13 protein-coding genes and 1 pseudogene are annotated in these 19,922 nt (G+C 32.9%); 13 read left to right on the top strand and 1 reads right to left on the bottom strand.

What is annotated here, in order from left to right; translation table 11 throughout:
* Positions 1-5 precede the first annotated feature (5 nt).
* The 4 genes and pseudogenes from FNN08_RS07890 to FNN08_RS07875 all read left to right on the top strand — a co-directional run bounded on the left by FNN08_RS07890 (position 6) and on the right by FNN08_RS07875 (position 7,248).
* A complete protein-coding gene (locus tag FNN08_RS07890) occupies positions 6-3,551 on the top strand; it encodes a glycosyltransferase (protein WP_185962591.1) in 3,546 nt (1,181 codons plus the stop codon).
* Entirely contained in the window at positions 3,541-5,130 is a 1,590-nt protein-coding gene (locus FNN08_RS16585; protein WP_143584290.1) for a sulfotransferase domain-containing protein, read from the top strand. Before FNN08_RS07890 ends, FNN08_RS16585 begins: the two co-directional genes overlap by 11 nt.
* A 189-nt stretch (positions 5,131-5,319) precedes the next feature.
* On the top strand, positions 5,320-6,222 hold the full coding sequence (locus FNN08_RS07880; protein ID WP_143584287.1) for a hypothetical protein: 903 nt from the start codon (positions 5,320-5,322) through the stop codon (positions 6,220-6,222).
* A gap of 53 nt (positions 6,223-6,275) precedes the next feature.
* Positions 6,276-7,248 (top strand): annotated as a pseudogene (locus tag FNN08_RS07875) (IS481 family transposase).
* A 35-nt stretch (positions 7,249-7,283) separates the two neighbouring features.
* Here FNN08_RS07875 and FNN08_RS07870 read toward each other — a convergent pair.
* Entirely contained in the window at positions 7,284-8,462 is a 1,179-nt protein-coding gene (locus FNN08_RS07870; RefSeq protein ID WP_143584285.1) for a hypothetical protein, read from the bottom strand.
* Between the two features lie 1,610 nt (positions 8,463-10,072).
* Between FNN08_RS07870 and FNN08_RS07865 the strand changes: the two genes are divergently transcribed.
* From FNN08_RS07865 to galE, 9 genes are all read left to right on the top strand, one after another.
* The gene (locus FNN08_RS07865) at positions 10,073-11,698 is read left to right on the top strand and encodes a glycosyltransferase (protein ID WP_185962590.1); all 1,626 of its coding nucleotides are present in this window, start codon (positions 10,073-10,075) and stop codon (positions 11,696-11,698) included.
* Position 11,699: 1 nt separating this feature from the next.
* Entirely contained in the window at positions 11,700-12,692 is a 993-nt protein-coding gene (locus FNN08_RS07860; RefSeq protein WP_143584280.1) for a sulfotransferase family 2 domain-containing protein, read from the top strand.
* Positions 12,693-13,559, top strand: a complete 867-nt coding sequence (locus tag FNN08_RS07855; protein WP_143584277.1) for a glycosyltransferase family 2 protein — start codon at positions 12,693-12,695, stop codon at positions 13,557-13,559.
* On the top strand, positions 13,549-14,364 hold the full coding sequence (locus FNN08_RS07850) for a glycosyltransferase family 2 protein (RefSeq protein ID WP_143584274.1): 816 nt from the start codon (positions 13,549-13,551) through the stop codon (positions 14,362-14,364). The genes FNN08_RS07855 and FNN08_RS07850 overlap by 11 nt, the downstream gene beginning before the upstream one ends.
* Entirely contained in the window at positions 14,361-15,122 is a 762-nt protein-coding gene (locus tag FNN08_RS07845; protein WP_143584271.1) for a glycosyltransferase family 2 protein, read from the top strand. Before FNN08_RS07850 ends, FNN08_RS07845 begins: the two co-directional genes overlap by 4 nt.
* A 33-nt stretch (positions 15,123-15,155) precedes the next feature.
* Positions 15,156-16,322 carry a nucleotide sugar dehydrogenase gene (locus tag FNN08_RS07840; protein ID WP_143584268.1) on the top strand — a complete coding sequence of 389 codons (1,167 nt, stop codon included), beginning with the start codon at positions 15,156-15,158 and terminating at the stop codon, positions 16,320-16,322.
* 41 nt (positions 16,323-16,363) lie between these two features.
* Entirely contained in the window at positions 16,364-17,323 is a 960-nt protein-coding gene (locus tag FNN08_RS07835; protein WP_143584265.1) for a DHH family phosphoesterase, read from the top strand.
* 113 nt (positions 17,324-17,436) lie between these two features.
* Positions 17,437-18,429, top strand: coding sequence for a class I SAM-dependent methyltransferase (locus FNN08_RS07830; protein WP_143584262.1), 993 nt, complete (start codon positions 17,437-17,439; stop codon positions 18,427-18,429).
* A gap of 477 nt (positions 18,430-18,906) precedes the next feature.
* Positions 18,907-19,917: a UDP-glucose 4-epimerase GalE gene (gene galE, locus FNN08_RS07825; RefSeq protein ID WP_143584259.1), complete on the top strand. Its 1,011-nt coding sequence runs from the start codon at positions 18,907-18,909 to the stop codon at positions 19,915-19,917.
* The last annotated feature ends 5 nt before the right edge of the window (positions 19,918-19,922 follow it).

The following is a 19,922-nucleotide window of genomic DNA, read 5'->3' as shown; positions in this document are numbered from 1 at the left end:
TTACAGTGGCAAATTTGAAAAAGTTATCTAAAGGTATCCGTTATTTACGGATAAAAGCAAATGCTAAGAAGCTATCTAATTCTGGGCTATTCGATGAGGAGTATTATCTAACGCATAACCTAGATGTGAAGATTGCAGGAGCAAAGCCTATAATCCATTTTTTAATACACGGTTATAAAGAAGGTCGAAATCCCAACCGCTATTTTGATGTGAATTATTATCAAAATAAATATATGAAAGGCAATGTATCTACTAATCCAGTCATTCATTATTTGAAAAATAAGAACACAGATCTATATAAATTATCATCGTTATTTGATGGAAGTTTTTATCTTGCTAAAAACCCCGATGTTAAGAAATCGTTAATTAAGCCTTTGGTGCATTTCGTAAAGTTTGGTCAAAATGAAGGGCGTTTAGCGATAGACCCTAATGATATAAATCCAAATAAAGATACTAGTGAGGTAAAACTTACGAAAAATGTTCCCAATATTAAAGACATAAACACTAGTATAGTCATTCCTGTTTACAATGCTGCTGAAGAAACTGAAATATGTATTAATAGTGTTATAGAACATACCAATCTAGAAAGGAACGAATTAATTGTAATAAATGATTGTAGCCCATCTGTCGATGTTAAATTAATGTTACAAAAGTTTGACGGTATATCAAATATTAAGATTTTTCATAATAATGAAAACCTAGGTTATACAAGAACTGTAAATAAAGGCATTTCGTTAGCAAATGAAAATGATGTTTTATTGTTAAATAGTGATACTGAGGTGACACCAAAATGGTTAAATAATATGCAAATAAAAGCCTATTCTGACCGTCAAATTGGAACAGTGACTGCAGTTTCGGATAATTCAGGAGCATTTTCTGTACCTGATACAGGTACTAACATATATCCTGAATTTTTAAAGTATCATGAAGTTGGTAGACTAATTGGTAGAACTAATTATTTCGACAGTATTGAAGTGCCTACAGGAAATGGCTTTTGTTTTTATATAAAACACGCCTTAATAAAGTCAATTGGCATATTTGATGAGAAAAAATTTCCTAAAGGTTATGGAGAAGAGAATGAGTTCTCAATGAGAGCTATAGCCGCTGGTTGGTATAATATAATAGATCCTAAGACATTTGTTCATCATGTACGTTCTGCATCTTTTCAAGAGTCAAAGCACAACTTAATGGATGCCGGTAGTAAGCAAGTAAATAAAGATTATCCGATTTACAAAGGTGCGACAAAAGCAATTTTTAATTCTAATAAGTTCTTGAGAGTTAAAGGCGCTGTTTCTCATATGTTAAACAACGTTCACGCTGACAGCGCAGTGTTAAAACCTAAAATTATGTTTGTGATTTCCACTCGAACAGGGGGAACACCACAAACCAATATGGACTTAATGAAAGGAATAAAACGTGTTTACGAGGGTTTAGTTTTAGCTTGTAATCGAAATTTTATAGAGGTAATGGACGTTACAGGTGGAAACTATAGTGTTTTAGAAAGTTTTCGTTTGGATGATCCTGTTTGCATTGCGACGCACAGGAATATGGAATACGACTCTGTCGTAAGATATGTTCTTTATAAGTATTCAATAGAATTGTTGCATATTCGACATATTGCTTGGCATAGTTTGAATTTGATTCAAGTAGCTAAGTCTATGGACATACCGGTAGTTAATTCATTCCATGATTTTTATGCAATTTGTCCTACCGTAAATTTATTAGATAAAGATGGAAATCTGTTTTTAGAAGGCGTTACTGATAATGCTGTGAGCCCTCTATGGTTAGATGATCCTACTTTGCAAAATATAACGCCTGAATATTCATCGTTTTGGAAAAAGCGAATGGAAGATGTTTTTTACCAGTGTGATGCTTTTGTTACTACGTGTGACTCAGCTAAAGAATATATTCTCAATGCACTGCCTAAATTAAAAGATAAACAGGATCAATTTTATGTATTTCCTCATGGTAGGGATTTTTCATCTTTTTCCGCACCAAATGATTCTCCTGTAAATGGTAAATTGAAAGTACTTGTACCAGGGAATATTTCAAAATCTAAAGGCAAAGATCACTTCATAGATATTATTAAAAAAGATAAAGGCATTAACTTTGAATTTCATGTATTAGGTCGCTGTGATCAAGATTTACAGGATATGGTTATCTATCATGGCGAATATAGCCGTTCTGAGTTTGCTGGATTAGTCAAAGATATTGCACCCGACGTTGCAGCTGTATTTTCTATATGGCCTGAAACCTATTGTCATACATTGACTGAAAGCTGGGCATGTGGAATTCCAGTTATAGGGATTGATTTAGGTGCTGTCGGCGACAGAATTAAAAAACATAAGGCTGGTTGGGTCGTACAGAACGATTTTGAAACTATTTTCAGTAAATTACAAGATATAAAAGAACAGCCTACTTTAATCTCTGAAGCTAGAAAACATCTTAACAAATGGCAGGAAGGTTACGGTCTAGAAAATACTGTAATGCATATGTCTGCTAAATACTTGAAACTTTATCAAAAAGTGCTTTTCCAGCAGAAACATAAAATACAAATTACACCTGAAAAAATTGGCTTTGTTATGGTTGGAACTTTTCCTAATGTCCCTCCTACTGCTTATGTAAGATTAGTGGATTGGAAAAGTTGGTTTGAAAATAAATATCAAGGTAGTGTTGAATTTATTAAGTGGCAGGATTTAATTACAGAACGACTTAAGTTGTTCAAGTTAATTGTAATTCAGCGAAATGCGATTCCTGAAGGTTTTGTTGGCGTTATAATCGAAATATTAAAGTCTTTCGAGATTCCTTATGTATTTGAAATTGATGATAACTTATTAGATGTACCTGATTATATTGATACTGACCAAGTGTACTTGAATTACAGAAGAAAATTTGAATCACTTTTATCTGGGGCAAAAGAAGTTCACGTAACAAATGAAAATTTGAAATCAGTCTTTTCAAAGTTTAACAGTAACATTGTAGTTAGACCGAATTGTTTATCTTCAAAACGTTGGTTAAGAAAAACTGAAAATATTGATCTTAATTTACCTAAAGACTCTATCAAAGTACTATATTTTGGTTCTAAAACTCATCAAAAAGATTTAGATTTTTTGATAAAAGTTATTGATGAAATTAATAAATCTCAAAAAGCTAACTTGTATGTTGTAGGGGCCGGTGATTTTGACTCGACAAATAAATGTGTGCAACGATTACAGCCTGTAGATGGCAGGTATGACAAATTTGTTGAATGGTTGATAAGTGTAGCTGACAACTTTGATTTAGGAGCCGTTCCTTTGATGGAAACAGAGTTTTCTCAGTATAAAAGTTATTTAAAATGTTTAGAGTTTTCAGCTCTTAGAATTCCAACATTATGTAGCCGAGTGGCGCCATATTTAGATTTGGTTGAAAGTGAAATATCTAAAAATATTGTTTTTTTGAAAAATGATGTAAATATTTGGGTAGAAGAGTTCCTTAGTAAAAGTAAAGTTTCTTTAAAATTAGAGACTAAAAAGTTGTTAGATATACATATAGTGGATAATTATGAAGAATAAATTACCTAATTTTTTGATAATTGGTGCGCAAAATTGCGGGTCGACTTGGTTGTACGAAAACTTAAAACACCATCGAGAGATATTTTTACCTCTAAAACTTGAGTTGTCTCATTTTAGCCAAGTAAGTTGCACGTCTAAAGTAGCTATAAAACAGTATCAAAAACATTTTGATGCTGCAAGTTCGCAACATCGAGCTATTGGTGAATTGACATCAGGGTATTTCTGGCATAAAGATGAAAAGCGACCTTATTGTAATGTAAGTAGTACAGACAACTTAAACATCATCGAAAGTATTCAATCTCAGCTAGGTACTGAAGTTAAGTATATTTGTTCGTATAAGCACCCTGTAATGCGAGCAATATCAGCCTTTTTTCATCATGTCCATAAAAATAGAGTTGAACCTAATTCTACACTACGAAGTGTAATTAAACGGTTTGGAATTTTGGATATAGGTCTTTATGGGGAACACTTGAGTTACTGGTATGGTAATATTCAGAAAGAAAATATACTTAATCTCATTATGGAAAGAGACATTATTGAGAACCCTATGCTTGGGTTGAAGAAAGCTTTCGATTTTTTGAATGTTTATCCTGAGCCGTTTATAGAGCCCAAAGATGAAATAGATAATCAAAATATTAAAATAGTATATTCCGATATAGGAATAACTACAGACATAGTTAATAGTCCATTTATACCTTTTGAAGACATAGAGTTTTTAATAGATTTTTATCAAAAAGATATGAATAAGTTAAGGGGGCTTCTTGGTGATGATTTACCTGAGTGGAAACGAATTGATAAAGCACTCCTTCGTTATGTTAAGCAAAAAAACTCAGTCAACCAACCAAAGAAAAAAGGGAGCTTATCGTCAATTCACTCTATGGGGGTTGATTTGTCTCAAAACTCTTTAAATCAGTGCCGACCTCAAGCTAGTATATGTCCTCCTGCTAGGCTATCCAATGCCGTGTTGATACATCATAGTTCGTTTGATGCATTTAGCTATGCGGTTAATGGTTTTATTTATAATACAAAAGTAGGTAGGTATTGCTCTATAGCAAGAGATGTCAATATTGGTCAAGGGAATCACCCGAATAATTGGTTGTCTACTAACCCTTTTCAATATCAAGAATTGAAATTTAGACACGATAACGAGTTTGTTTATGCAGATGAATATTCTAACTATATTGTAGGCAGTGATATTAGAAAAAAAGCATTAGATACTGTACGCAAGCCTAAAACAGAAATAGGGCATGATGTATGGATAGGGCATGGAGTCATTATTAATGCTGGAGTAAAGGTAGGCAATGGTGCCGTAATTGGGTCTGGAGCCGTTATTACTAAAGATGTTCCTGCTTATGCTATAGTAGCAGGAGTACCCGCCAAACCAATTAAATATAGATTTTCAACAGCTCAAATAAGTGAGCTTGAAAGGTTGGAATGGTGGCAATACGCACCTTGGGATTTAGAAGGCATAAGCTTTGATAATATAGATGTTGCAATTACTGAAATTAAAATAAGAAAGTCTTGTGGTTACATGCTTCCTTATGTGCATAAAGAGATATCGTTTGCAGATCTGAAGTAATTGTCATTTTGAGTAGTAATGTCAGCAATTTATGTAGTTAAATTTTAACCTATATCTTTTCCTTACCTTAACGATATTATTTTAATCATTTAGAAATTCTAATAATATAGCTACCATAAATAATGACTGTCAACGGGCTCCACCTTAATTAATAAAAGTTTTGATCATAGTAAAAGGTACCAATGTCTTATGAAAAATTTCAATGGTTTGGTCGTCAACCCTACAGGAAAAAATAATAGTATAGATATTGCTGATAAAAATGAATTTGAACGTTCTCAAATCATAATTGATGGCAATAACAATGTTGTTAAAATTGGTAAAGCAAAAAAATATAGAGCCTTAAATATTAGAGTTAGAGGTAATGATAAAGTCATAATAATCGGAGATAGTGCACATTTTATTAATAACCTAAATATTGTATCTACTGGTGGTGATTTTGTAGAGTTTATAGTTGGAAAAAATTTTAGTTGCGGAGGGTTAAGTGTTCAAATGCAGGACGGTAATGAAAAATGCTTAATTGGTGATGACTGTATGTTTTCGTGGGGTATAAAGCTAAGAACTTCTGATGGCCATTCTGTAATTGATTTAGAAACTAATCAAGCAATTAATCTTCCAAAAGATGTTGTGATTAGCGATAGAGTTTGGGTTGGTGAAGATGTAAGTTTCTTAAAGGGGGCTGGTGCTGGAAGAGATTGTATTGTCGCGAGCAATTCTGTAGTAACTAAAAGGCTCTCAAAAAGTAATTGTGTATTAGGTGGGATTCCCGCTAAAGTCGTCAAAGAAAACGTTAAATGGGACAGTATGAAACCGGTACTGTTCAATAAAAAAAATGATATTGAAAATTGTAAAAAAAACAATAGTTACGCAAAGGATGAAGTTGCTAATTTGCATAACAGTGATGCAAGTAAAGCTGACTTAAAATCAAAAGATAGATTGACGAAATTAAAGGAGGGACATATAAAGTATCAATCTGAGATTAATAGTCAAAAAGCTGAGTTGGCAAAGTTAAATAGAATAAAACTAAAATATATAGAATTAAAAAATAGTAAAGTAATTAAATTATTAACTTTTTTTAAAATAGTGAGAGATTAATAAAAGAGATATCTGTGTGTGATTCATAGACATCCTTTCTATACTAGGGTGTCATGAATGATGAAATTAAACAAAGATTAAAGTGGATAGATTTTTATCAAGAAACTGGTGGTGCGGGAGTGATTTGTCTTCGTTGCGGCATATCAAGGCCAACTCTTTGGAAGTGGTTATCTCGATATCAGAAAGACGGTGTAGATGGCCTCAATAGCCAAAGCAGGCGTCCGCATAGTTCACCAAATAAAAAGATTACTCCTGAATTCGAAAAGCTAATCTTGTCGATCAGAAAGCGTCGTAATTTAGGTGCGAGAAGAATACAAAGCGAATTAATTCGAAATCACCAAATAAAACTTGGGTTAGCAACAATTCACAAAGTCCTTAAAAATAATAACGTTGAACCAGTCGTTATTTATCGCAGGAAAACTGAAAACAAACGCTACTCTCGACCTATACCAGGTGAAAGAATTCAAATGGACACATGTAAAATAGCGCCTAGCTTATATCAATACACTGCTATTGGTGATTGTACTCGCTAAAGAGTTTTAAGGCTTTACAAGCGTCGCAGTGCAGCTAACACTCTTAAATTTGTTGAAGCCGTCATTGATGAAATGCCATTTCCAATCCAAAGATTTCAAACCGACAGAGGAACGGAGTTCTTTGCTGAAAAAGTTCAAAAGTTATTCATGCAATTTAATATTAAATTTCGTCCAAATAAGCCAGGCTCTCCTCATTTAAATGGAAAAGTAGAACATTCACAGAAAACAGATAAAACAGAATTTTTATGCGACCCTGAACATTTTAAAAGATGATATCGATGACCGACTCGCTGAATGGCAACACTATTACAACTGGGAACGACCTCATAGTGCTCACAACGGTAAAGCACCTATGGAAAAATGATTTGAAGTGAGTAACGAGGCGCCATTTAGTGGCGAAATTGAAGAGTTTTATCTACCGCATAATGAGCGAATCCAAATGTCCAATTATAAGCGTGATTTAGAGATCGCCAAATTGAAACGATCTCTATGAATCACACAATTCAAGATACACTGCTAACTTAATTTTCATTTTTTTCTTTTTAAAAATGAAAAAAATGAATCACCAGAAGTTGCATTATTCCAATTATTGAGTGTTTTTTTATATTCTTTTATTTTTTCATTAATCAGTCGACCTGTAGGTCTGCACTCATGAGCTTTCTTCATAAATTTATAAGACAGCTTTATATCCTCATTTTCAATTTGTATAGCTTCATCTCTCAAAAAGTCAACAATAGCAGTGTTACTGTCGTGAATATTAATAATGATATTATATGCCTCTAATAACATATCGGATAATACATCTTCACTAATATCGATATTTCTATTGATGACCTTATCTTCATAAAACGAGGCATCCCACCAAGCCAAGTTTTGCGTTATATCTTCGTTATCTATCATTTTAGCCAATTCTATATTGGAGTTGTTCGTATGCGTTAAAATATGTGAAATGTTTTTCTTACTTAAAACCCAATTACTTTGACCTCTTTCTTGTAAGTATTTATTTAAAATAAATTCATTTCTAACCTTTCTGTATCGTAAAGTAGGGTTTTTTGTCATGAAAGACAGTAATTCTTGGCTTGATGCTACATTACTTTTCTTATCTCCCAATTCATCATATTTAATACCTAGCAAATTTGATAATTCACTAAGAATGCTTCGATTTAGAGATAAAACACTAATTTTTCCAATAAATGGAATGTTTTTAAATTGATTAATTTGTTCTACCCACAATTGTGAAAGAGGGGCCCCTCTGTCCTCTATGAAGCTATCTATACTGCCTTTATGTTCGAATCCCCATTGCCACCAAGCGCTATTTGTCCATGCTACAGGTGGTCGAACTATCATTATAATTTCAATGTCATAGTCAGACAGTACGCTTTCAAGTTTTATAAATTCATCTTGGCACCTTGACCAATCTTCATTTGAAAGAAAAATAGCTTTGTGTTTCTTTTTTAGACTTTTTAAGGATGATTTTAGATTTTGAATAAAATTTTCATTTATTGTGCACAGTTTAAGGCTAACCGAACTATAGTAACCGTAAGGCAAGCTTTCAGCTTTTTTCTTAAATGAAATACCACTATCTAAAATACCATTTCGTAGCATGCTTACATAGGCAAAGTCTGATGTTGAAGAATAGTTAGAAAAATAGTTTTGTATTGAACTGCTAGCACATTTTCCGGCACCAACATGTAGAAAAATTTTCATAATATTTTTATTTGGTTAATTAAATCTAACATTTATATTAGCATAAGATTATTGCCTCTGGGGGGCAAAATACTTTTAAAATCTAAGACATTAAGAGTTTGTCTGATTTTATTTAATATATAAATTAATTGGAAAAGTTAACTATAATTAAGGCTGTTACTTTATTTTATTAAGTAATGAGGTCTGTAAGATGACAATTGCATCTTTAAAATCTAACTCTTATTGATACGTTATTGTTTAGAGTGCTTGTATTTGAATGTCCAGAACTTACAGGTTAATTTTGTGTTTAATTATGTTTATTGAAGAGCATAAAGTTAGTGAACTTAGAGGATAGGTTTTTAATATATTATTTGATGTAATAGTTAATTTAAGCTTAAAAATGTTTTTGCCATTGAATGTAATTTGTGATGAAAAAACTATTGTATATATAAGTTGGTAGCTTAGTGACAAGTTAATGTCGAAAGATTCGCAGAATTTCATAACTAATATTGGGGGGGCTTGGAGCGATAGTGTCCTGTTTAAAATAGCAAGGTGTGGATTGGTATGACTACTGTTTATTTTTGTAAAAGGTCTAGAAATCTAGAGAGAAAAATTGCTTTAGTTGCCTTTTGAGTGCTTTGTGCAGAGAAGGATATTCACCTTACGAGGATAAAGTTGAAAACATATATTTGGTATAGTTCACTGGGCAATTAATGACTCATATAACACAAAAGTCTGACAATTACTCAGTGCACATTTTCCTTCTAATTTTAAGTTCTATAGCCGTTTCCCTTTGGTTGTTGTAATAATTAAAAAATTCGAAACTATGTGTAACGAAAACAATATCAATGCCTTATGTTCTTTGATTGAATTGTATAATTATTATAATGAATATGTGAAATCGAATACTTTGATAGAAAAATATGGTATTTTATTAATATTTAGCTTTGCGGGAGATGTAAGGCGATTTTGCAAGTTGAAAGATGTGGAGAATAAGCAAAAGCTAAAGTCATTTACATTTGAGTAGTTAGGGCTTTATCCAGATGGGTTTTTAGAGAGAAATTAAAAATGATTAACTTTAAAAGCTTTATCGGAACACATCAATGAAAATGAAGTTGTATTTCTCAGTAGTGAAGTAGGGGTAAACAATAAAATACAGAGCTATATAAAAAAGTTCGGATTAACAGAAGGTATCGTATTGTTTGAGCGTCAGCGATTAAATGAATTTAAAAAATACCATGAGATAGTAAAGATTTGCGATAGTACCGTAACTAGTAAGGCAAAAAACAGATTCATATTTATTCCATAAATGCGTTAAAACACACTAATGTTCTGGAAAAATAGAGGGGGGGGGTAGAACAGTTAAAAGTTAATCAGGATAATGCTCAGATATGGAGTATGTGTTCTTTATGTCAACAAAGAGCTTGCAAATATTGGGGCGCGGCATTGTTGGCATAAAATACTTTAAATTTATCTCCTAAAAATTTGGAGTTAAAAGCTAGATATGAAACTTTAAAATACTATATGGATTCTAAATAACCTAAATGATAAGTCTGCACTTAAAAAACCAATTAAAAAAGCTAAGAGTCATAGTTTCATTAGTTCGTTACTATCGGAAAAAAAGGAACACAGTGTCTTATCGACAATGGCTTAAAAAGGAAAGTTCACATATTAGTGAAAACAAGCTTGTCGATAGTAAATATTTGTTTTGTATTTTTTGTAATTTGGATTCCTTTTCGAACCTACAAATAAAGTTATTTATAAATTCTTTAAAAGCGCAAACATACAACTATTGGCAGTGCATTATTTTTACATCCGAATTTTCGAGCGGTAAACTTCCCTTTATTTTTAAGCAAATAAATAGTGACGGGAGATTTCTGCTTTGTGAGCCGGGAAAGCAACCTATTGATTATATAAGTGAGTTTTCTAGTGATTCGTATCTAATGTGTGTAAGATCACCTTATGTATGCGCCAATAGAATGCTTAGTGCTTGTAATAATGAATTATCAACTGAAAATGATATCCAAATAGTTTATTTTGACGATGACCTGATTGACCTAAAAAATAGGCGTTCAAATCCTGATTTTAAACCAGACTGGAATTTAGATTTGCTTTTAAATCAAAATTACATAGGACAAAGTGTTTTTTTTAGTAAAAAATTATTTAACAGTGAGTCTAAGTGTTCCAATTTAAATTTATTATTCTCATGGCCAATTTTATTGAATATTTCGGAACAATTAGATAAGAGCAACTGTTTACATATAACGTCTGTATTAGGGCATGAAATTAGAGAGAATAAAGAGCATTCCTCCTCAATTATTGATAGCCTCAAAAGCTCTTTGCTTAGTTATTTTAGTAAACTGGATGCGGAATTTGAAATCGATGTGCAAAATGAAACTGCTAGATTGTATTGGAACATCGCTGAAGAGCCATTGGTATCATTAATTATTCCAACATACAATGGTTATGAAATAACCAAGCAAGCAATTGATTCAATTCTAAATAAATCTAACTATTCAAACTTTGAAATATTACTAGTAGATAACAATTCCGATTGTGCTAAATCGTTAAATTATTTTGATAAATTAGAAAAACATAAGAAAGTAACTGTTTTAAGATACCCTCACCCATTTAACTACTCTGCGATTAATAACTTTGCTGTTAAATATGCGAAAGGTAGTGTCATCGGATTAATTAATAACGATGTTGAAGTAATTAATGGCGAGTGGTTAGAAGAAATGGTGAGCCATGTAATTCGCAAGGATATTGGTTGTGTAGGTGCTAAATTATACTATCCAAATAATACTATCCAACATGCTGGAGTCATTATCGGTTTGGGAGGATGTGCCGGACATAGTCATAAATTCTATGCTAGAGCTAGTTCTGGATTTAAAAATCGTCTTCAAGTCGTGCAGAATTATTCTGCAGTAACTGCGGCATGTTTATTGGTTCGAAAAAATGTTTTTGAAGAGGCTGGTGGCCTTAATGAGAAAGACTTAACAGTAGCCTTTAACGATGTGGATTTTTGTTTAAAAGTGGAGTCTCTAGGGTACCGTAATTTATGGACGCCTTATGCAGAGCTTTATCATCACGAGTCTATTAGTCGAGGGTTCGACACAACACCAGAAAAAAGAGCTAGAGCTGATAAAGAATTAGCATATATGCAGTCAAAGTGGCATACGCTCGATTACAAAGACCCCGCTTATAATAAAAATCTCACAATACACCATGAAGATTTTTCAATAGGAAGAAACTAAAATGCCTTTGAATAGAGTTAAGTCCATGTTGAGTATAAGTGCTAAAAAAGATAACAAATTAGCTAATAATCTTTTTATTCATATTCCTAAAACCGCCGGTACTAGTTTTCGAAAAGCATTAGAAAAAAAGTTTAAAGTGATTTCGGATTATGGCACTAGTAACCCTCAAACCAATCAAGAAGTCGAAAAGTTAGTCTATTTAGAAGATGATATGTTTGCTTTTCATCAATTTTTTTCAAAGCAATCTAACGTGTGGTTCTCTGGACATGTAGCTTTTCAAAAATACTTAAACTTGGTACCTGTTGGCAATGTGGTTACCTTTTTAAGGAACCCTGTTGAGCATGTCGTCTCACATTACAATCATTTTGTTAGAAACTTGGGATATGCGAAAGATATCGAATCGTTTATTTCATCTCCAAGGTTTCAAAATGTTCAAGCTCGAAGCTTAAGTAATATTCCAGTAGGCTTTATAGGTTGTATTGGGATTACAGAGGAGTATGATGAATCATTACGAATAATTAATGATTATTTGAACACATCTATTAGACCGTTAACTGCGAATGTTAACAACAAAAAAATTCAACCATTAAGCGCTTTATCTGCTCAAATAGTTAAAAAAATCGAAGAATTTAATAAACAAGATATAGAGTTGTATAATCTTTCGGTTAAATTATTTGAACAGCGCAAAGCAATAACATCTGAAGGAAAGTGTTGGACTTTCAGCTCTGTAGTATACAATGCAGACAACAATATACTGCACGGCGCTGCTTGGTCATCTAATACAGACGAATCAGTAATCTTATCGATTATTCACAATAGTGTCGAAGTTACAACAATAAAGCCAAATATGTTATTTCGAAGATATCCTGGTGTTGTTTACCCAAGAGCTGGCTACGTAGGCTTTAGATATAAATTATCAAATGAGTTTTCAGATCTTAAAAAGCTACAAGTAATAGTAAAGGGAACAGGGCAAATAATCCCTGTAAATGAGTAAGTGAGTAATAAGCTCAATACGTTAGCTGTATTTGTTACATTTAATTGTGATGAAAGTTTTAAAAAAGTATTTGATGATTTATATCGACAAGTCGATAAAGTCTTAATAGTTGATAATGGTTCGAGTCCCAAGACAATTGAAATATTGGAATCAATTAAACATCATTATGAATTGGATATATTATTACTTGAAACTAACCTAGGAATAGCAAAAGCGATAAATTTAGGTTTTGAAAAGGCGATAAACGAAGGCTACAAATATGTGTTAACTATGGATCAAGATAGTTGCTGTGAAGCGAATTTAGTTAGAAAGCTATTGAAGGGCTTTAAAAGTCAAAATGTAGGCTTAGTCGCCCCTAAGATAATTGATGCCAGGAACCAAGAATATAATAAAAGCAATGATGAAGACGAATTTATCGTTGTTGACTATGTCATTAGCTCTGGAGCATTATTTTTGGTTGAGGCAATAAAAGAAATTGGTTTTCAAAATGAAAAATATTTCATTGACGCTGTTGATTTCGAGTATTGTCTTAAATTACAGGTAAAAGGTTTTAAAATTTTTAAATGCTTAGATGCGTATATCTTTCATAATTTAGGCTCTAAAAAAGATTGTTCAGTGCTTGGGCACAAATTCTCAATTATTATACATTCACCTGAAAGACGTTTTTATATGTATCGTAATCATATTTTTTTGAGTAAAGATTATATACTACTTAAACCCTTATTTATTTTAAAGAGAACCTACTTCCTAATTAAATTTCTATTTCAAATTTTATTATTTGAAAAAAATAAAACTGAAAACTATAAATTTATAGCTAAAGGTATTATAAATGGTTTTAAAGATATAGGCGGCCGACTTGAACAGTAAAGCTTTAGAAATTGCGATTGTTTGCGTTAATCATAACTCATATTGTGAGTTGAATTTATTTATTGATTCAATTCAGAAGGCTTTATTAAATTCTGACAACGTAAACTTAGTTTTGGTTATTGTAGATAACTCGTCTAATAAAAAGGAAATAACGGTAGGCGTGAGTTATGATTTAACGGTTATCGATAGTGTTAACGACGGATATATGGCGGGACTTAATCGAGGGTATCAATCATTAGCAGATACTTCTATTTATGATTATATTATTGCATCTAATGTAGATTTGGAAATGAAGTCTACTTTTTTTCAAGAGATTAAAAAATCAGCTTATCCAGAAGATGTTTTAGTTATAGGGCCAAGTATTTATTCAAGGAAATATCATATTGATATGAACCCTCAGAGAATCTATCGCCCGAAAAAAAATAAATATTTGATCAATGAATTTATCTTTTCATTTCCACAAATCTATCGCTTACAAAGGTTTATTAGTAAATATAAGAAAAATAAAAGTAACGCAACGAAATATCCTTATGCTACCGAAATGTACGCATGCCATGGCGCTGTTTTTATTTTTACATCTGAGTTTTTCAATAGAATGGGAACGATTGATTATCCTCTGTTTTTGTATGGCGAAGAGATTTTTATTGCTGAGCAAGTTAGGAGTCTTGGTGGCAGAATAATTTATGACCCTAATTTAGAGTTTTTAGATGAAGGAAGTGTAAGTACTAGTAAACTCGATTACAAACGATTAGCAAAGGAACATCTTAAAGCTACTCGATTCATACTGAAAAACTATTACCCATGAATCAAAATAAACCATTTATATCAATAATAATGGCAACCTATAACTCAGCGCTATATGTTGAACAGAGTATCCAGAGCATTATTAAACAAAGCTATGATAACTGGGAGTTAATCATTACCGATGATTGTTCAACGGACAGCACACCTGACATTATAGAAAGGTATAGTGAAGTTTATGCTGATATACATGTTTATAAAAATAGTAAAAATCAAGGTGCAGCAATTTCTAGAAATCGAAGTTTAGCCGAAGCAAAAGGACGATTCATTGCTTTTTTAGATTCTGATGATATTTGGTTGCCATCCAAATTAGAACTACAATTAGATTTCATGCTAAGTAAGGAGGTAATAATAAGCTTTACGGGGTATGAGTTAATCGATGAGAATGGCAATCAAAAGAATAAAGTTATAGATGGTAATGATTTAGGACTTTTAAGTTATAAAGATTTGTTAAAGAAAAAAGCAACTTTTGGTTGTTCGACTGTGTTAATCGATAGTAGTAAGACAGATGAAATTAGAATGCCCTTGCTGCGCACAGGGCAAGATTATGCAACTTGGTTGTCAATTTTAAAAAAAATTGACTTTGCTCATCATTTTCCTCTTATATTAACGCAGTATCGGATAACTCCTGGTTCAATTTCTAGGAACAAATTCAAAAAAGCAAAAAGACAGTGGCAAATATACAGATTAGAGGAACAGTTACCTATATGGGAAGCATGCTATTGCTTTTTATTTTATGCATGTAGAGCTGTTTTTAGATGAAATGTAAAATAGAAATAGATATTTAGGAATTTTATGAAAATAGCGATAGCAGGTACTGGTTACGTGGGTTTATCAAATGCAATGTTATTAGCCCAACATAATGAAGTAGTAGCGTTAGATATTATTGAAGAAAAAGTGCAATTACTAAATGATGGAAAAAGCCCAATTGTGGATAAGGAAATCGAACACTTTTTAGCTGAAAAAAATCTAAACTTTAGAGCTACAACCAATAAAGAAGAGGCTTATGTCGGTGCTCACTATGTGATAATTTCGACGCCTACTGATTATGATCCTGATACAAACTATTTCAACACTAAAAGTATAGAAATGGTAATAGAAGATGTATTGGAGAAAAACCCCAATGCAGTAATGATTATCAAGTCAACGGTCCCTGTCGGTTATACTGCAAGTATAAGAGAAGAGTATAAAACTAGGAATGTTATTTTTTCTCCTGAATTTCTCCGAGAAGGAAAAGCTCTATACGACAATTTACACCCTTCTAGAATTATCATAGGTGAAGAGTCTGAAAGGGCTAGTTTATTTGCCGCGTTATTAGAGCAAGGGGCTATAAAAGAAAATATTGATGTATTGTATACAGAATCTACAGAAGCAGAAGCTGTAAAATTGTTTTCTAACACTTATTTAGCAATGAGAGTAGCATATTTTAATGAGCTTGATAGTTATGCCGAAGCTCATAGTTTAGATGCTAAACAAATAATTGAAGGTGTCAGTTTAGACCCTCGTATAGGTGCACATTATAATAATCCATCATTTGGTTATGGAGGGTATTGTTTACCAAAAGATACTAAGCAACTAAAAGCGAATTATAAAAATGTTCCAAACGATATAATTGGTGCAATCGTTGAAGCTAATAGAACTCGTAAGGACTTTGTAGCATCTTCGATTTTAAGTAAAAAACCGAAGGTTGTTGGAATTTATCGTTTAATTATGAAATCAGGTTCAGACAATTTTAGAGCATCAAGTATTCAAGGGATAATGAAAAGAATTAAAGCTAAAGGCATAGAAGTCATTGTTTATGAGCCTGTTATAGGCGAAGATTCATTTTTTAATTCTAGAGTTGTAAACGATCTAACCAAGTTTAAAAATGAGTCAGATGTTATCGTGTCTAATCGTATGACGGATTCATTAAAGGACGTAATAGAGAAAGTATACACACGAGATCTATTCGGTAGTGATTAAAAAGTGCTTAAATAATAATTAACTTACTAAGAGAGAATACTTTGCATTACGATATATTTAACGGTGACGCAGACGGCATACTTGCGCTTATACAGCTTCGATTATCTGAGCCAAAAACCTCAACACTTATAACAGGTGTTAAACGTGACATTTCATTATTACAAAGAGTACCGATAGATAGCGTTACTTCAGCTACTGTACTTGATGTTTCAATGGAAAAAAATACTGAAGCATTAAATAACCTACTTAATCAACAAATTCCTGTAATGTATGTTGATCATCATCGCAGTGGGGATATACCAAGTTCTCCTTGTTTAAACGCGATAATAAATACCGCGCCTGATGTATGCACCAGTTTACTGGTAAATGATTACCTAAAAGGTAAACATAATTTATGGGCGATTGCGGCAGCCTTTGGTGATAACCTGAAAGCAGTTGCTCAACGACATTGCCATTTGAATGGTTTATCTGGCCAATTGACTAATAATCTAGAAGCACTTGGAACTTATGTTAATTATAATGGGTATGGGCGTGATATAGATGATCTACATTATCATCCAGGAAATTTATACGAAAAGCTTAAAAGCTATGAAACACCTGAAAATCTATTTGCAGAAAAGTCTTCTTTATTTTTTGACTTAGAAACTTCCTATCAACAAGATATGACTAAAGCTGATAGTGCTGAAGTATTATTTGATAGCGATGTTTGTAAGGTTATTGCTCTTGAAGATGCGTCTTGGTCTCGTCGGGTAAGCGGGGTTTATGGTAATGACTTAGCAAATCGCTCTCCCAATAAAGCCCATGGCGTGCTTACCAAAAATTTAGATGGTAGCTATACAGTAAGTGTGAGAGCACCTTTAAATAATAAACAAGGCGCCGACGAGATTTGTGTACAATTCCCTAGCGGCGGTGGTAGGGCAGCTGCAGCAGGTATTAATGCATTACCAGAAGAACAAGTAGAAACTTTTATCTCCTCCTTGTTTAACTTTTACAAAACGTAAATAAGATTCAACGGGAATATAGATAGTTAGTAGAATACATTCAAGAAAATAAAAACTTGTTGGTAGAAATAATTTTAGTGAATGCCTAGAAAGGCGCGATAGGAATTTTACATATGTTTAGCGTAGTGTTAAAGAAACTAAAAGATACACTTTATTCAAAGTCTAAAGGTGGTGCCGCAATTCAAAATATCTTTATTAGAACATTTTCAGCCCCTGAAAGACTCGATATGACTTCATTAGCTTGGGTGGGTCATATCCCTTTTGCTTACTATTTGGTTGCTATAATGAAGCCTCGCAAAGTCGTTGAACTAGGTAGCTTCAAAGGAAACTCTTTAAGTGCCTTTTGTCAATCGGTTGAGGAAAACAAACTTGACTCGAAGGTTGTAGGGGTTGATGCATGGGAAGGGGACCTGCATATGGGGACATTTCCAGAAGAGTATTATCTTGAACTAAAAGATTTTATGGATAATCACTATCCTAATTTTGCTTCCTTAAAAAAATGTTATTTTGATGACGCTGTAACGTCTTTTCCTGATGGTTCTATTGATTTATTGCATATTGATGGTCTTCACACTTATGAAGCAGTTAAAAATGATTTTGAAACATGGTTACCCAAATTGAGTGATAAAGCCGTTGTTTTGTTCCATGATACTACTGTTGTGAAAAAAGATTTTGGAGTTATTAAATATTGGTCGGAAATTTCAACGATGTATCCTAGCTTTAATTTTGACTTTTCTCATGGACTAGGTGTGTTAGCTGTTGGTAAAAATATTTCTGAAGATGTGCGAGTTTTTATTGACGTAGCAACTAAACGCCCTGCCGCGATTAATAATCTTTTTTACGGACTAGCACAGGATATTTTACCCGAAAAAGCATTTGCTTTTGTTGAAAAACTACGAGCAAATGAAGAGTTTAAATGTGGGCGTCAAGTTACCCACCAAGACATTAACAATATACGAGATGTTGCACTTTCTTTGGAGAAAACCAATATTAAACATGCGGCTTTGTTAATGGAATTAGCTCATAAACTAAGGCCCAACGGAATTTTAATAAAGAAAAAACACTTTGAGTATCAGGAAAACTTGAAGAGTAAAATCGCCAAATAAAATGCTTGGTTTTTACTGTTATGAATTTTACTTTAGATTTGTTTGTTGAAAAAGGACGTGAATGAACGGTTGCTTTTTTATTGTAGAATCGAATTTAGCACCCAGAACTTTTGAATCGCTGGAGATTAGGTGTTCGCAATATTTATAAAATAGTAAAATGCATTATTTAAAAGATAAAGTATTATGCCACAAAGAAGAAAGAATTTATCTAATAGACTAGGCATAAATCTGGAATATACTTAAGTATAGGTTACCTGGGGCTGGTGATGAGATTCAGCTAACTGATGCAATTGCTGATTTGATAGATAGTGCAAAAGTTGAAGCATTTCATATGCTGGGATAACCTCACGATTGTTGTTCTAAGTTAGGATATATGAACACTAATATGGAATTCGCCATCCAGAGTTTGGTAAGCAATTTAATATCTATTTGAAAGAACAAACAAACTAAGTTTAAAGCGATTTTACTGGAAAAATTATGAGTTTATTAATTACCGGCGGTACCGGTTATATTGGCAGCCATACGGTTGTAGAATTATTAAATACCAACCAAGACGTGGTTATTGTCGATAACCTTGCTAATTCGTCGACTAAGTCGCTTGATAGGGTAGAGAAAATCACAGGTATAAGACCTGTATTTATCGAAGCTGATATTTGTGATAAAGACGCAATGCGAAAAGTATTTAGTGAGCATGATATATCTGCTGTTATTCATTTTGCTGGTTTAAAGGCTGTTGGTGAGTCAACGCAAATACCATTAAGCTACTATCATAATAATGTTTCAGGCACAGTGGCATTACTTGAGGTTATGGGCGAGAACAATGTTAAGAACATTGTATTTAGTTCATCTGCAACTGTTTATGGTGAAAATAATATTTCACCGCTAGTTGAAACTATGCCAACCTCTGCGACTAACCCTTATGGCCAGACTAAGTTAATGGTTGAACATATTCTTTTCGATTTAGCCAAAAGTGACCCCGAGTGGTCAATTATTTCGCTACGTTATTTTAATCCTATAGGGGCTCACAAGTCTGGATTAATTGGTGAAAACCCAAATGGTATTCCGAATAATTTATTGCCATTTGTTTCTCAAGTTGCTGTAGGCCGTTTACCTGAGTTAAATGTTTGGGGAGACGATTATGATACTGTTGATGGCACTGGAGTGCGCGATTATATCCATGTTGTCGATTTAGCTTTAGCGCACTTGAAAGCGGTTAATGCATTATCTATTTTATCTGGTTGTACAGCGATTAATATCGGTACTGGCAATGGTACATCGGTTTTAGAAATTGTGAATAAGTTTAAAGAAATTAGCGGCGTAGATATTCCGTACAAAATCAGTCCTCGTAGACCTGGTGATATCGCGACAGTATTCGCTAAAGCTGATTTAGCTGAGGAATTACTAGACTGGCAAGCTGAGCGTGATTTAAATGCAATGATTGCTGATACATGGCGTTGGCAGTCCCAAAACCCTAATGGTTTTGAATAGGTCAA

The sequence above is a fragment of the Thalassomonas sp. M1454 genome, assembly GCF_007097525.1.
Lineage (GTDB): Bacteria > Pseudomonadota > Gammaproteobacteria > Enterobacterales > Alteromonadaceae > Thalassotalea_A.
This window is presented reverse-complemented; position numbering and strand designations above follow the sequence as displayed.

Coding starts and splice junctions, on each gene's coding strand:
- FNN08_RS16585 (WP_143584290.1), top strand. CDS start 3,541: ATGAAGAATAAATTACCTAATTTTTTGATAATTGGTGCGCAAAATTGC.
- FNN08_RS07880 (WP_143584287.1), top strand. CDS start 5,320: ATGAAAAATTTCAATGGTTTGGTCGTCAACCCTACAGGAAAAAATAAT.
- FNN08_RS07870 (WP_143584285.1), bottom strand. CDS start 8,462: ATGAAAATTTTTCTACATGTTGGTGCCGGAAAATGTGCTAGCAGTTCA.
- FNN08_RS07860 (WP_143584280.1), top strand. CDS start 11,700: ATGCCTTTGAATAGAGTTAAGTCCATGTTGAGTATAAGTGCTAAAAAA.
- FNN08_RS07845 (WP_143584271.1), top strand. CDS start 14,361: ATGAATCAAAATAAACCATTTATATCAATAATAATGGCAACCTATAAC.
- FNN08_RS07840 (WP_143584268.1), top strand. CDS start 15,156: ATGAAAATAGCGATAGCAGGTACTGGTTACGTGGGTTTATCAAATGCA.
- FNN08_RS07830 (WP_143584262.1), top strand. CDS start 17,437: ATGTTTAGCGTAGTGTTAAAGAAACTAAAAGATACACTTTATTCAAAG.
- galE (WP_143584259.1), top strand. CDS start 18,907: ATGAGTTTATTAATTACCGGCGGTACCGGTTATATTGGCAGCCATACG.